General features: G+C 54.2%; 15 protein-coding genes. 10 read left to right on the top strand and 5 right to left on the bottom strand.

All coding sequences use genetic code 11. The features are described from left to right. Positions 1 to 28: 28 nt before the first annotated feature. The 5 genes from prfB to H3L93_RS08270 all read right to left on the bottom strand — a co-directional run bounded on the left by prfB (position 29) and on the right by H3L93_RS08270 (position 3,875). Entirely contained in the window at positions 29 to 1,132 is a 1,104-nt protein-coding gene (prfB, locus tag H3L93_RS08250; RefSeq protein ID WP_003794249.1) for a peptide chain release factor 2, read from the bottom strand. Between the two features lie 98 nt (positions 1,133 to 1,230). Further along, positions 1,231 to 1,725 carry a DUF2750 domain-containing protein gene (locus tag H3L93_RS08255; RefSeq protein ID WP_003794247.1) on the bottom strand — a complete coding sequence of 165 codons (495 nt, stop codon included), beginning with the start codon at positions 1,723 to 1,725 and terminating at the stop codon, positions 1,231 to 1,233. Positions 1,726 to 1,803: 78 nt separating this feature from the next. Next, a complete protein-coding gene (locus H3L93_RS08260) occupies positions 1,804 to 2,079 on the bottom strand; it encodes an FtsB family cell division protein (protein ID WP_003794245.1) in 276 nt (91 codons plus the stop codon). A gap of 89 nt (positions 2,080 to 2,168) precedes the next feature. Next, positions 2,169 to 3,455: a phosphopyruvate hydratase gene (eno, locus tag H3L93_RS08265; protein ID WP_003794243.1), complete on the bottom strand. Its 1,287-nt coding sequence runs from the start codon at positions 3,453 to 3,455 to the stop codon at positions 2,169 to 2,171. Positions 3,456 to 3,542: 87 nt separating this feature from the next. Next, positions 3,543 to 3,875 carry an NF038104 family lipoprotein gene (locus H3L93_RS08270; protein WP_003794241.1) on the bottom strand — a complete coding sequence of 111 codons (333 nt, stop codon included), beginning with the start codon at positions 3,873 to 3,875 and terminating at the stop codon, positions 3,543 to 3,545. A gap of 200 nt (positions 3,876 to 4,075) precedes the next feature. Between H3L93_RS08270 and uvrB the strand changes: the two genes are divergently transcribed. The 10 genes from uvrB to H3L93_RS08320 all read left to right on the top strand — a co-directional run bounded on the left by uvrB (position 4,076) and on the right by H3L93_RS08320 (position 14,816). Beyond that, the gene (uvrB, locus tag H3L93_RS08275) at positions 4,076 to 6,109 is read left to right on the top strand and encodes an excinuclease ABC subunit UvrB (RefSeq protein WP_003794239.1); all 2,034 of its coding nucleotides are present in this window, start codon (positions 4,076 to 4,078) and stop codon (positions 6,107 to 6,109) included. 36 nt (positions 6,110 to 6,145) lie between these two features. Next, entirely contained in the window at positions 6,146 to 6,925 is a 780-nt protein-coding gene (locus H3L93_RS08280; protein WP_003794238.1) for a hypothetical protein, read from the top strand. Between the two features lie 564 nt (positions 6,926 to 7,489). Further along, on the top strand, positions 7,490 to 7,738 hold the full coding sequence (locus H3L93_RS08285) for a hypothetical protein (protein ID WP_003794233.1): 249 nt from the start codon (positions 7,490 to 7,492) through the stop codon (positions 7,736 to 7,738). Positions 7,739 to 7,889: 151 nt separating this feature from the next. Beyond that, the gene (locus H3L93_RS08290; RefSeq protein ID WP_003794228.1) at positions 7,890 to 9,032 is read left to right on the top strand and encodes a THUMP domain-containing class I SAM-dependent RNA methyltransferase; all 1,143 of its coding nucleotides are present in this window, start codon (positions 7,890 to 7,892) and stop codon (positions 9,030 to 9,032) included. Between the two features lie 97 nt (positions 9,033 to 9,129). Continuing rightward, positions 9,130 to 10,149 carry a hypothetical protein gene (locus H3L93_RS08295; RefSeq protein WP_003794227.1) on the top strand — a complete coding sequence of 340 codons (1,020 nt, stop codon included), beginning with the start codon at positions 9,130 to 9,132 and terminating at the stop codon, positions 10,147 to 10,149. A gap of 228 nt (positions 10,150 to 10,377) precedes the next feature. After that, complete coding sequence (locus tag H3L93_RS08300) at positions 10,378 to 11,046, top strand: HAD family hydrolase (RefSeq protein WP_003794221.1); 669 nt, start codon at positions 10,378 to 10,380, stop codon at positions 11,044 to 11,046. 118 nt (positions 11,047 to 11,164) lie between these two features. Further along, a complete protein-coding gene (locus H3L93_RS08305; RefSeq protein WP_003794220.1) occupies positions 11,165 to 11,560 on the top strand; it encodes a hypothetical protein in 396 nt (131 codons plus the stop codon). Between the two features lie 134 nt (positions 11,561 to 11,694). Then, positions 11,695 to 12,225, top strand: a complete 531-nt coding sequence (locus H3L93_RS08310; RefSeq protein WP_003794218.1) for a hypothetical protein — start codon at positions 11,695 to 11,697, stop codon at positions 12,223 to 12,225. Positions 12,226 to 12,335: 110 nt separating this feature from the next. Continuing rightward, positions 12,336 to 13,748, top strand: a complete 1,413-nt coding sequence (gene thrC / locus H3L93_RS08315; RefSeq protein WP_003794215.1) for a threonine synthase — start codon at positions 12,336 to 12,338, stop codon at positions 13,746 to 13,748. 192 nt (positions 13,749 to 13,940) lie between these two features. Next, positions 13,941 to 14,816 carry a DMT family transporter gene (locus tag H3L93_RS08320; protein WP_003794212.1) on the top strand — a complete coding sequence of 292 codons (876 nt, stop codon included), beginning with the start codon at positions 13,941 to 13,943 and terminating at the stop codon, positions 14,814 to 14,816. Positions 14,817 to 14,850: the final 34 nt, after the last annotated feature.

A 14,850-nucleotide genomic window follows, 5' to 3' on the forward strand; every position in this document is an offset into this window, starting at 1 on the left:
AGGTTTCAGACTGCCTTTAACGATGGAGCTACACGCCTTGTTTCAAACTGGCTTCAATAAAGCCGTCTAAATCGCCGTCTAACACGGCTTTGGTGTTGCCCACTTCATAGCCGGTGCGCAAGTCTTTGATGCGCGAGGAATCCAGCACATAAGAGCGGATTTGGCTGCCCCAGCCCACATCTGATTTGCCTTCTTCTAAGGCTTGTTTTTCTTCGTTGCGTTTGCGCATTTCCAGTTCAAACAGTTTGGCGCGCAGCATTTCCATCACGATGCGGCGGTTTTCGTGTTGCGAGCGGCTGGATTGCGATTGGACAACGATGCCTGTTGGCAAGTGCGTGATGCGCACGGCGGAGTCGGTTTTGTTGATGTGCTGACCGCCTGCGCCCGATGCGCGGTAGGTGTCGGTGCGCAAATCGGCGGGGTTGATTTCAATTTCAAAGCTGTCGTCCACTTCGGGATACACGAACACGGAGGCGAACGAGGTGTGGCGTTTGTTGTTGGAATCAAACGGCGAATAGCGAACAAGGCGGTGCACGCCTGTTTCGGTGCGCAGCAAGCCGTAGGCGTATTCGCCTTCGATGCGCAAGGTGGCGTTGTTGATGCCTGCGATTTCGCCGTCGTCTTGCTCAATCACTTCCACTTTGAAGCCTTTGCGCTCGGCGTAGCGGGTGTACATTCGCAGCAGCATGCCTGCCCAGTCTTCGGCTTCGGTGCCGCCTGCGCCTGCGGTGATGTCCACAAAGCAGTTGTTGGGGTCAGCAGGCTGGTTGAACATTCGTTTGAACTCTAAATCCGCCATTTGCTGTTCCAACGCGGCAACGTCGGCAACAATGGCGGCAAAGCCGTCGGCATCGTTTTCTTCTACCACCATGTCAATCAGCTCGCGGTTGTCGGCGATGCCGTTTTCAATGTTGTCCAGCGTGAGCACGATGCCTTCCAAGATTTTGCGCTCTTTGCCGATTTCTTGGGCGCGCTTGGGGTCGTTCCAAAGCTCGGGGTCTTCGGATAGCCCGATAACTTCTTCTAGCCGCTCTTTTTTGCCTTGGTAGTCCATATACACGCGGATGTCGCTGTTGCGCTGGGATAGGTCGGTGAGCTGGTTTTGCAGTTGGTTGATGTGTTCGGTTTCCATGATGTTCCTTGCGGGGTTTTCAGGCTGCCTATCAAGATGAGGCAGCCTGAAAAGGGTTGTAGGGATGGTTTCAGGCTGCCTAATGGTTTTCAGGCTGCCTAATGAATGATGGGGGCGTTTTGCGCGGCGATTTCTTGTTCCCAAAGGTCGCAATAATGGCGCAGCTTGCCGTAGTTTTCGTATTCGTGCGATTGGTTTTGCACGCGGATTTCGTTGAGCAAATCGCGCAGCAGCTCAACGGGTTCAACTTCTGTGCCGTATAACTCTTCATCAAACGCCACACCCACCAAATGCGCGTCTTCGTCCATGCCGATAAGGATGTCTTCCATAAAATCCACCAGCGGGATTTCCACGATTTCGTAGTCTTGCCATTCGTCGTGTTGGCAGGATTGGGTGTCTTCTAGGTTGTCCCAAAAGCAATACACGGCTTCGGGCTCGCCGAGGTTGTCGTCATACACTTCGGATGGGCATTCGGCGAAATAGTCTTCGCTGTCTTGCAGGGTGTAAACGGTGCGGTATTGCACCACTTGTTGCACAAAGGCTTTGTAGCGGGGATCGTTTTCGGTTTCGTCTGGGGGAAATTTTGGGCTCATGGTGGGTACTTTTTGGGCGCGGTTTTAGGCGCGGTTGGCAAGATGTGAAAACCGTGCGGTCTGGCAACGGCACGGTGGTTATTCGCGTTTAAGGTTATAGTAGGTTTCGCCTTCTTCAATATAGCCCAGCTCGCTGCGGGCCAGCTCGGACAGGGCTTCGTAGCCGTTTTGCAAGTCGTCCACTTGGGCGCGCAGCATGGCGTTGTCGTGGCGGATGACGGCGTTTTCGCGCTTGATGCTTTCGGCTTGCTGCTGCATTTGGGCGTATTGGCTGCGCAAGCCGCCGTTGTGCAGCCAGATTTTGTATTGCAGGCCTGCCAGCGTGATGAGCAAGCCCCATGTTATCCATTTCATTGTTTTGATTCCGTTTTGCGTTTTCAGGCTGCCTATCGTGCGTTGCTAAGGCAGCCTGAAAACGGGCGAAGCTAAAACGCACTTGGCGATTATTTTTTCAACTGGTAAAACGCTTTTTTGCCGGGGTAGTAGGCGGCGGAGCCGAGTTCTTCCTCAATGCGCAAAAGCTGGTTGTATTTTGCCATGCGGTCGGAGCGGCTGAGCGAGCCGGTTTTGATTTGCATGCAGTTGGTGGCAACCGCCAAATCGGCGATGGTGCTGTCTTCGGTTTCGCCCGAGCGATGGCTCATCACGCTGGTATAGCGGTTGCGTTTGGCCAAATCGACCGCGCTTAATGTTTCGCTTAACGTGCCGATTTGGTTCACTTTCACCAACAGCGCGTTCGCCACGCCTTTTTCAATGCCTTCCGCCAAGATTTTGGGGTTGGTTACAAACAAATCGTCGCCCACCAATTGCACTTTGTCGCCCAATTTTTCGGTGAGGTGTTTCCAGCCTGCCCAGTCGTTTTCGTCCATGCCGTCTTCAATGGAGATGATGGGGTATTTGGCAACCAAGTCGGCTAAATATTCGGCAAATTCTTCGCTGGTATAGGCTTTGCCTTCGGCTTCTAAGTGGTATTTGCCGTCTTTATAGAACTCGCTGGATGCGCAATCCATCGCAAACAAAACGTCTTCGCCTGCTTTGTAGCCTGCTTTTTCGGTGGCTTCCACCATCAGTTGCAAGGCTTCTTCGTGGCTGCCCAAGTTGGGCGCAAAGCCGCCCTCGTCGCCCACGGTGGTGGGGAAGCCTTTGGCATCGCACAGTTTTTTCAAATGATGGAAGATTTCCGCGCCGCAACGCAAGGCTTCGCGGAACGATGCCGCGCCCACGGGCATAATCATAAATTCTTGAATATTCAGGCTGTTATTGGCATGTTCGCCGCCGTTAATCACGTTCATCATGGGAACGGGCAACGCCATCGGGCCTGCGCCGCCCAAGTAGCGATACAGCGGCAAGCCTGCATCTTCGGCAGCAGCGCGGGCAACGGCGAGCGACACGGCTAGGGTGGCGTTTGCGCCCAGATTGCCTTTGTTTTCCGTGCCGTCTAGTTCCAGCATAATTTGGTCAATATAGGCTTGCTCGGTGGCATCAATGCCGATGATGGCTTGGGCGATTTCGTTGTTAACGTGTTCTACGGCTTTGAGCACCCCTTTGCCCAAGTAGCGGGATTTATCGCCATCGCGCAGTTCTAGGGCTTCTTTTTGCCCGGTGGATGCGCCGCTGGGCACGGCTGCGCGCCCCATTACGCCGCTTTCCAACAATACATCGCATTCTACGGTGGGGTTGCCGCGTGAATCTAAAATCTCGCGGGCAAAAATATCTACGATTGCGCTCATGGTGTTACTCCGTTGGTTGGGTTAAGGATGAGATTTACGAAAAATGAAACGGGCGGATTATAGCTTATTTTGGCTTGCTTCTGTGGGCTAGTCGTTTTCAGGCTGCATGGGTGGCTGCGGTGGCTGTGGCAGCGTTTCAGGCTGCCTGAAATCGGATGTGGGCGGCTGTTGGGCTTGCGCACGCGCGGCTTGTTCGCGCTGTTTTTGCGCTTGCTTGGTTTTTTGGGTGGCTTTTTTGTCGTCATTATCGCCATCGGGTATCACCGCCCGCACCACCGCGCCTGTGCCTTTTACGGCGATTTTGCCGGTTTGCACGACTGTGGTGGCAGCTAAATCTACTGCGGATGCGACCACACAACCTTGCAGGGCGCAACACATTGCCGCCAGCAGAGGCAGCCTGAAAAAAGGTTTGGGCAACATGGGTTATCCGATTAAAAAAGGCGGATTATAGCGCAAGCGTTTCAGGCTGCCTGAACGCGGGCGCAATAGCAAAGCAGCCTGAAAACGAGTATAACGAGTTTCTGCGAAGCTAAAACAAGCGCAGCTAGTTTCTGCGAATCTAAAACAGCCAATGCACTATAATGCACGGCTATTTTTCATCACCCCAAGGCAGCCTGAAAATGCCCTTTATCCAATACCCCAACTCCCCCTTCAAATTAAACCAACCCTTCCCGCCCGCCGGCGACCAACCCACCGCCATTGCCGGCCTGCTCGAAGGGCTTTCAGACGGCCTGGCCTATCAAACCCTGCTCGGCGTAACCGGTTCGGGCAAAACCTACACCATGGCGAACGTCATCGCCCAAAGCGGCCGACCCGCCATCATCATGGCGCACAACAAAACCCTTGCCGCCCAGCTTTATGCCGAAATGCGCGAGTTTTTCCCCGAAAACGCGGTGGAATATTTCGTCTCCTACTACGACTATTATCAACCCGAAGCCTATGTGCCCAGCCGCGATTTGTTCATCGAAAAAGACAGCGCGATCAACGAACACATCGAGCAGATGCGCCTTTCCGCCACCAAAAACCTGATGACGCGCGACGACGTGATTATCGTCGCCACCGTGTCCGCCATTTACGGTATCGGCGACCCGACCGAATATCAACAAATGGTGTTGTCCGTCAAAGAAGGCGACACCATCGAGCAGCGCGACATCATCACCACGCTCGTTTCCATGCAGTACGAACGCGGCGATTTGGACTTCAAACGCGGCAGCTTCCGCGTGCGCGGCGACGTGATTGACGTGTATCCCGCCGAAAGCTCCGAAAACGCCTTACGCATCAGCCTGTTCGACGACGAAATCGACCGCCTCGATATGTTCGACCCGCTTTCAGGCAGCCTGCACCACCGTGTCGGCCGCTACACCGTCTTCCCGTCCAGCCACTACGTTACCCCGCGCGACACCGTATTGCGCGCCTGCGAGTCCATCAAAGAAGAACTGCGCGAACGCATCGAATTTTTCGCCCGCGAACAACGCCCCGTCGAACAACAACGCATCGAACAGCGCACCCGCTTCGACCTCGAAATGCTCTACGAAATGGGCTTTTGCAAAGGCATCGAAAACTACTCCCGCCACTTCTCCGGCAAAAAAGAAGGCGAACCGCCGCCCACGCTGATGGACTACCTGCCAAGCAACGCCATCATGTTCATCGACGAAAGCCACGTTACCGTCACCCAAATCGGCGGCATGTACAAAGGCGACGCATCGCGCAAGCAAAACCTCGTGGACTACGGCTTCCGTCTGCCTTCCGCCCGCGATAACCGACCGCTCAAATTCCACGAATTTGAAAAAGTCATGCCGCAAACCATCTTCGTTTCCGCCACCCCCGCCAAATACGAAGAAGAACACGCCGGACAAGTGGTCGAACAAGTCGTCCGCCCCACAGGACTGGTCGATCCCCAAATCATCATCCGCCCCGTTGCCACCCAAGTCGACGATTTAATGAGCGAAATCAACGACCGCATCCAAAAAGGCGAACGCGTACTCGTTACCACCCTTACCAAACGCATGGCGGAGCAACTCACCGACTATTACAGCGAACTCGGCATCAAAGTGCGCTACCTGCACAGCGACATCGATACCGTCGAGCGCGTTGAAATCATTAGAGATTTACGGCTCGGACTGTTTGACGTACTCGTCGGCATCAACCTCTTGCGCGAAGGCTTGGACATCCCCGAAGTCTCCCTCGTCGCCATCCTCGACGCAGACAAAGAAGGCTTCCTGCGCTCCCACCGCAGCCTGATTCAAACCATAGGCCGCGCCGCGCGCAACGTGAACGGCGTCGCCATCCTGTACGCCGACAAAATCACCGACTCCATGAAAGCCGCCATCGACGAAACCGAACGCCGCCGCGAAAAACAGATTAAATTCAACGAAGAACACGGCATCGTGCCGCAGCAGATTAAAAAACAAGTCAAAGACATCATTGACGGCGTGTATCACGAAGAAGACGGCGGCAAGGGTCGTCTGAAAGGTAAAGGTAAGAACAAGGTTAAAGTCGGCGAGATTCACAACGAAGAAGACGCGATTAAAGAAATCGCCAAACTGGAAAAAGCCATGCAGCAGGCGGCTCGGGATTTGCAGTTTGAAGAGGCGGCTGTGATTCGTGATAGAATACGCGGGATTAAGGAAGGGTTGTTGTTTGGGGCGGAGTAATAGTTTTAAATTTATTATTTATTTAAGGAGAAAATTATGTCTTTTGATGCAAAAGTTTTTAAAATATTAATTGCAAGCCCAGGAGATGTGCTTGAGGAACGAGAGGCTATTACAGAGGTAATCATGAATTGGAATAATATAAATTCAGAGCAAATGAAGACAGTATTATTACCAATAAAATGGGAAACTCATTCAGCTCCCATGTTGGGAGATAGGCCTCAAGGAGTGATAAACGACCAAATTGTCAATAATTGTGATATGGCAATAGGTGTGTTCTGGACTCGTTTAGGTTCATCTACAGGCGTTAGTGAGAGTGGCACTGCTGAAGAAATAGAATGCTTTATTAAAAATAGAAAACCAGTCATGGTTTATTTTTCATCTCGACCAATAGAACAATCTATGTTGGATATAGAACAATTTAAAGCATTAAGAGAATTTGAGAAAAAGATGAAATCAATTGGTATAGTAGGATCTTATACAAATATAGTAGATTTTAAAGAAAAATTATTAAATCAAATTTCTATTAATATCCGTCAATTATTGAATGGTGGAAGTCATAATAATATTTCAACTCCAGAAGAGGTACATGAAAAATCAAAAGAAATAAAAAAAATAATAAAGTCAGGCAAAGTATATATGGAAGATTATGAAAAAGATGGAAAAATCAAATCTTTTTTAGTTAAAGGAGATACAACGCCTATTAAAGATAAACTTAAAGCCGCAGGAGGTTCATGGAATCGCTCTTTGAGTGGGTGGATATTTCCTAAGTCACTTGAAATAACTGTAGCTGAAATTATAAAAAAATATCAACAGTAAGCGTAGGGTGGGCACTCGTTGCCCACGCGTTCTATGCCCTAAGGCAGCCTGAAACCGCGTAGGCATAAATGCCCACCCTACATCCCCAAAAAGCAGCCTGCACTTTAAAATCTCCAAAGTGCAGGCTGCTTTTTTGCCGTTGATATGCTACATCACACATCAACGACATCGGTGCTATAGTCGATTAAAATTGCAATGATACGGCGTTGGCTCGCCTTGACGTACTACTTGTACGCCTTGCGGCTCGCCGCCTTGTCTCATTTTTATTTTAATCCACTATATATTGGGGAAACTATGGCATCAACAGAAAAGCAAGCGTAGGGTGGGCACTCGTTGCCCACGCGTTCTATGCCCTGAGGCAGTCGTAGGTCGGACATTCATGCCCGACGCTTTCCCGTTTGTGTCCAATCCTTGCCGCCCATCAATGCCCGCCCCACCCGCCGCCCCAATCCCCACAAAAGGCAGCCTGAAATCCCACATCCCCACAAAAATCCACCCCTTTCATTTCCAGCCAGCCCCCAATCTTATACAATCCGCCTATTCGCGACTCCCCATCCCACGCAAATGAACTGGCGCATTCTTCCCCTCTCCCTCATCCTCGCCGCTTGCACATACAGCGAAACCCCATTCGGGCGCTATGCCGAAATCGACCTGCCTGTGCAATCGCAAACCACCATCCACAAAACCGTAACCGTCAACGCTCCGCCCGGCACCACCGTAAACATCAGCGAAACCCCTGTTTACTACGACCCACCGCCGCGCCGCCGCTGCTATTACGACGAATACGAACGCCGCCGCGTGTGCTACCGCTAATCCGAACGCGCCCGAAGGCAGCCTGAAAGCCCGCCCTTTGCCAACGTTGAATTTCGTGGCAACACATGGCTTTCAGGCTGCCCACGCATCCAAGCGCAAGCCTTAAAAGCAGCCTGAAATTCATTCTGAAAGCCCATCCCGAAAGCACCTCATGCCCCACTCTCTCTTCATCACCTGCCCACGCGGCTTAGAACCTATTCTCGCGCAAGAGCTCGCCCAGCAAAACTGCGCCCAAATCGTTCCCACCGATGGCGGTGTATCCGCGCGTGGCAGCATGGAACACGTTTACCGCATCAACCTACACTCGCGCACCGCCAGCCGCGTGTTGTTGCAACTCGCCCAAACGCCCTATCGCAGCGAAGACGACCTTTACCGCGCCGCCAAAAACATTGCATGGGAAGACTGGTTTGGCGTAGAAAAAACATTCAAAATCAAAGCTGAAGGCAAGCGCGCTCGTGTGAAAAGTTTGGATTTTTGCGCGCTAAAAATCAAAGATGGGCTGTGCGACCGCTTTCGCAATCTTTCAGGCAGCCGCCCCAGCGTGGACAAAGCCCGCCCCGATGTTCGCATCCATTTGTTTTTAGACGACAAAACCGCCAGCATTTTTATAGACACCAGCGGCGAAGCCTTGTTCAAGCGCGGCTATCGCCAAGACACAGGCGAAGCGCCCTTGCGCGAAAACCTTGCCGCAGGCTTGTTGCTATTAGCGAGCTACAACGGCACGCAGCCGATGCAAGACCCCTTCTGCGGCAGCGGCACCATCGCCATAGAAGCCGCGTGGATAGCGCAAAACCGCGCCGTAGGCTTAATGCGCCGCTTTGGCTTTGAGCAATTCAACACGTTTGACAAAGCCTTGTGGACAAAGCTCAAAGCCGCCGCTCGCGCCGCCATTAGGCAGCCTGAAAACGCCATCGCCGCCTCCGATAACGACCGCCGCCTCATCGCCGCCGCCCAAGCCAATGCCGCCGCTGCCGAAGTAGAAAACATCATCCAGTTCAACGTGTTAGACGCGCAAGACACCCGCCCAAACGGCGCAAACGGCATTCTTGTTGCCAACCCGCCCTACGGCGTGCGCCTTGCCGAAATCCAAGCCTTGCACGCGCTTTATCCACAGCTCGGAAGCTGGCTCAAACAGCACTACGCGGGCTGGACAGCGGGCTTGTTATCAGGCGACATGGAAATGCCCAAGCTCATGCGCCTAAAACCCAAGCGCAAAATCCCACTGTTCAACGGCAATTTGGACTGCCGCCTATTCTTGTTTGACATGGTTGCCGGCAGCAACCGCAAAGAATAATTTTGGCTTCGCCCAACCGCGTTTCAGGCTGCCTATCCCGCACACCCCACAGGCAGCCTGAAACCGAAGCCGAACACATCCCACAAAGGAACACCCCATGACCTTCCACCCCGACCAAATAGAACAAATCACCGACCGCCGCGAACGCCAAAAAGCCACCATCCAGCAATTCAACCAAGCCATGGAAGCACACGACTACGACACCGCCGCCGCCATCAGCGACTACGTTGTCGGCGAAGAAACCCGCCAACACGGCTTCGGCTGCGATTGGCAAATGCACTGTCTCAAATGGCTCACCCACTGGTGCCAGCACCAATTCAGCGAAACCCCCAACAACAGCCCCGAAGAAGACCAAGCCTTCAACAAACTCATGGGCTGCCTGTGGCGGTTCAAATGGCTGGTGGGCGACCTGCCGCGCGACCTCAACGCCACCCTGGACAGCATCCAAGAAGCCAACCAAGAAATGCAGCAATGGTACGAACGCTACAAATTCAGCCCCGCCATGCTGCATAAATCCCTGATGGAGCAAAACATCCTGCTGGGCAACGTAGATGCCGTGCGCGAACACTACCAGCAATGGCAAAACAACGAACACGACAACATGAACGACTGCCCCGCCTGCGAACAAAGCACCCAAATCCAATACCACCACTTCATCCGCGACTACAACCAAGTGCTGGAACTCGCCAAGCCCATCCTGGCGGGCGAACTCACCTGCGCCGAAGTCCCCCACAACTGCTATTACTACATCGTCCACAGCTTGATTCAAACAGGCAACATGGCACGCGCCCGCCACCTGCTAGACCACGCCATAGAACACCTAGACCAAGAACGGCAAGAATTTATCCAGTACATCCCCCAGCTTATCCAACTCTACTACCCACTCAACGACCCCGACACCGCCGAAGAGCTGATGAACGAATACAACGACGACATCTTCAACGCCAGCCAAACCGACATCATCACCTACTGGCACTACCTACTCGCCATCATCCCGCAAAACGAAGATGCCCTAGAAAACGCCCGCAGCATCGCCAAAGACATAGACCAACGCAACGGCAACAGCTACTACCAAACCCAGCTGGACTGGCTCTTCGGCGAAACCACCATCCACTAGGTTCAGCCAAGCTCAAAAGGCAGCCTGAAAACACATTCACTCGTTTCAGCAAAGCCCAAACCAAAAGCTTAAACCAAGTCAAAACGAATACAGCAACCGCAGGCGCAACCCGTTTGCCCCATCCAAACCGCTGCATTTCAGGCTGCCCCAATCATACAAGCAAACGCTTTCAGGCTGCCCAATCCCAAGGCAGCCTGAAACCCAGCCACCCAACGAAACCCCAAAACCATGCCCATCCAAGCCATCCTCTTTGACCTAGACGGCACCCTCGCCGACACCGCCCCCAGCCTAGGCAACGCCCTCAACAGCCTGCTGCAAAAACGCGGGCTCCCCCCCAAACCCCAAGCCCAAATCCGCCTCCACGCCAGCCACGGCGCAGCCGCCCTCATCCGACTGGGCGCAGGCATCCCCCCCGAACACCCCGATTTTCCCCAATGGCGCGCCGACTACCTCGCCGAATACGAACAATGCTTCGACCGCGACACCGCGCTCTTCCCCGAAATCAACCCTCTGCTCACCCGACTCGCCACACAAAACATCGCATGGGGCATCATCACCAACAAACCCCAAACCTTCACCAACCGCCTTGTCCCCAAACTCGGCTTTTCCATCCCGCCCGCCGTTGTCGTGAGCGGCGACACCTGCCCCCAAGCAAAGCCAAGCCCCCTGCCCATGCACCACGCCTGCGCCGCCCTGCAAATGCAGCCTGAAAACTGCATCTATGTAGGCGATGCCCAGCGCGACATCCAAGCAGGGCTGGGCGCAGGCATGCAAACCATCCTCGCCGCATGGGGCTACATCGCCCCCAGCGACACCCCCGAAACATGGGGCTACCACGCATCCGCCGCCAACCCCCTGCAAATTCTTGATATACTCCGCACCTTTCAGGCAGCCTGAAACACAGTTGGTAAAAATAACCATGAAACAAGGCGACAACGCCGCATCATCGCCCTTTTAATCAACCCTACATTCAGCAAAGCCCAACCCTTTTACCCACTCCTAACAGGAAAAAACCATGAAAAAAACCGCACTCACCCTTATCACCGCCATCCTGCTCACCGCCTGCGCGGACAGCGGCACAGCAGGCGTAGGCGGCTTGCTTGGCGGCGGCGCAGGCACATCTAGCGCAGCAGGCATCGGCAAATCCGCCGTGCAAATGTATGTGCAAAACCGCTGTGTAAACGAACTACAAGCCCGCACCGAATGGCGCACCATCGCCCTCGCCATGAGCCAAGCCAAACAAACCGAATGGGAAAACAAAATCTGCGGCTGCGCCAGCGAAGAAGCCCCCAACCAAATCACCGCCGCCCAACTGCCCGAACTGCTCACCGAAAGCGGACGCGTGAAAGTGGCCGCCGAAGTAACCGCCAAAACCGTAACCGCGTGCTACAAACGCCTGTTCACCAAATAACCCCAAGGCAGCCTGAAAAACCAAAACACACTTTCAGGCTGCCTTAATCCTATCCCGCATCCCCCAAGGCAGCCTGAAACCAAGTTCAACACCGCTCAAATCCACGCCGCGCCAAACAGCCAAAAGGAAGCCCCATGAACAGCCAAGCCCAAGCCCTCGCCCTATTCGCCGCCCTACTGCTCGCCGCCCCATTCGCCCAAGCCGACAACCCCTACGACGAATCCGCCCTCTACAACGAAACCTACACCCAAAGCCTCAACGTCGGCAGCGAAGCCATAGACTGCCTCAAAGCCCGCAAAAGCGATTGCGGGCAAAAAGCATGGGAAAGCAGCCTGGATGGCATCAGCAAAGTGATGGACACCCCCGGTGGACAACGCGCCCTAGAACAACTGCTCCCCCAGCTAGATTCCACTGGCATCATCACCAAACAAAACAGCAAAGCCATTGTGAACGTGTTGCGCGACCAGCTGCCCGCCATGAAAAAGAACGGCAAACAAATCGGCAACGCAGTAGAAGATTTCGGCAACCGAGCCAGCCGCCAGCTCACCGAGCCCGTGCAAGACAACGAACGCCCCAGCTGCATGAACAAAGGCGACAGCCTGTTATCAGGCGCGCTACGCTGCGGCGCAAACGCCATGATCGATAATCTGCAAAAACAAAAATAAACAGCAAAAGGCAGCCTGAAAACGAGCGAAGCGAGTTTCAGCAAAGCTAAAACAACATTCGCGTTTTCAGGCTGCCACTGATTTTCAACCCCCAACCCGAAAGCCACACCATGAACTACATCAGCACCCGCGGCAACACCCCCGCCAAAACATTCAGCCAAGCCCTGCTTATGGGGCTCGCCCCCGACGGCGGCTTAATGCTTCCCGAGCACTATCCGCAAATCACCCCCGCGCAGCTCACCCATTGGCGCACGCTCAGCTACGCCGAACTCGCCTTTGAAGTCATCCGCCTATTCGCCACCGACATCCCCGAAGCCGACCTGCGCGACATCATCAACCGCACCTACACCCGCGAAACATTCGGCAGCGCAGAAATCACCCCCGTGCGCACGCTCAAAGACGGCATCAAAATCCAAGCCCTGTCCAACGGCCCCACGCTCGCGTTCAAAGACATGGCGATGCAATTCTTGGGCAACGCCTTCGAATACGTGCTCGCCAAAGAAAACCAAACGCTCAACATCCTCGGCGCAACCAGCGGCGACACAGGCTCCGCCGCCGAATACGCCCTGCGCGGCAAACGCGGCATCAACGTGTTTATGCTCTCGCCCGATGGCAAAATGTCCGCCTTCCAGCGCGCCCAAATGTATAGCCTGCAAGACGACAACATCATCAACATCGCCGTGCGCGGTATGTTTGACGACTGCCAAGACATCGTAAAAGCCGTGCAAAACGATGCCGAATTCAAACAACGCTACTGCATCAGCACCGTAAACAGCATCAACTGGGGGCGCATCGTTGCCCAAGTGGTGTACTACATCGCGGGCTACCTGCGCGCCACCGAAAGCAACGAGCAGCGCGTCAGCTTCTGCGTGCCCAGCGGCAATTTCGGCAACATCTGCGCGGGGCACATCGCCAAACAAATGGGCGTGCCGATTCACCGCCTGATTGTCGCCACCAACGAAAACAACGTGTTAGACGAATTTTTCCGCACAGGGCAATACAGCCCACGCGATGCCGCGCACACTTATGTAACGTCCAGCCCATCGATGGACATCTCCAAAGCCAGCAATTTTGAACGCTTTATTTTTGACTTGGTGGGGCGTGATGCCGACCAAGTGCAAAGCCTGTGGGCAAACGTTGCCCAAGGCAACGGCTTCAATCTGCAAGACAAATTAGACATCATCCGCCAAAAATACGGCTTCGTTTCAGGCAGCAGCACCCACGCCGACCGCCTTGCCACCATAAAATCCGTGTACCAAACCGACGGCGAACTCATCGACCCGCACACCGCCGATGGCATCAAAGTTGCCCGCCAACTGCGCGAATCAGGCGAAACCATCGTTTGCCTGGAAACCGCGCTGGCAGCCAAGTTTGAAGCCACCATCCACGAAGCCGTGGGCAGCGTTGCCGTGCCCCGCCCCGCCAAACTGGCAGGCTTGGAAGATTTGCCCCAACGCGTGCAAGTGATTGATAACGATGCGGATGTGGTGAAAGCGATTATTCGCAACAAGGTTGGCGGCTAATCAGGCAGCCTGAAAAGCGAAAACGGGGAATCACACCCTAATCATTGTATTTGTATTTCCTAAATAGCAAACGGCTGAAATGTGATGCGCTTTCAGCCGTTTGATTGTTTTGGGGATTAGCCACTATTCCACCACCCATTTTCAGGCTGCCTTTCGCCCTTATAGGCAGCCTGAAAACCCGAAAGCCCAACCATGCACCACTATCGCGGAGAACTCTGGCTCATACTCGTAACCCTACTGGCCGCCAGCGGCTGGTTTGTTTCCAAAGCCGCGCTGCAAGAACTGCCCGCCGCAGGCTTTATCGGCGCGCGCATGGTTGGCGCCGCCCTGCTGTTTTTGCCGTTTGCGCTGCCGCAGCTTCGCCAATGGACGGCGGGACAATTTGCCCGCGCGGCGGCGGTGGGCGCGGCGTTTTCGGGCAACATTTTTTTCTGGATTCAAGGCGTGGCGCACAGCACCCATTTTGGCGAAGGCGCGCTGCTGCTCAGCTCATCCATGCTGCTTGCGCCCGTGTTATCGTGGCTGCTGTTTCGCCATCGCCCCTCGCCGATGCTGTGGCTGTCGCTCGCCATTTCAGGCTGCGGTATGTATTTGCTCAACGCGGGTAAATCGCCGCTGCAAATGTCGCTGGGCAGCGGCTTGTTCGCCCTTTCCGCGCTGATGAGCGCGCTGTTTTTCGTGCTGAACAACCAATTTTCCAAAGGCATGAACGCGCTGCCGCTCACCACCGTGCAGCTCGCCTGCGCGGGCATCGTGTGCGGCGGCTATTCGCTGGCGTTTGAAACATGGCATTTCCCGCTTTCCGCCGCCAGCTGGATGTGGCTGATTATCGGTATCGTGGTGATTACCAACACGCGCTTTTTGCTGCAAACGCACGCGCAAAAAATCTGCCCGATTGGCAACGCGGCGATGATTATGGTGTTAGAACCCGTGTGGACGCTGTTGTTTAGCGTGTTGCTTTTAGGCGAACAATTGTCGTGGGAAAAAGCGACGGGCGGCGCGCTGATTATCGCGGCGCTGCTGCTGTATCGCCTGCCGTTGCGCCAATGGCACCAGCGCAAGGATTGACATGTTTCTTACTAGTGTTATACCATAACGTTTT

The organism is Kingella oralis (assembly GCF_014054985.1).
GTDB classification, from domain to species: domain Bacteria; phylum Pseudomonadota; class Gammaproteobacteria; order Burkholderiales; family Neisseriaceae; genus Kingella_B; species Kingella_B oralis.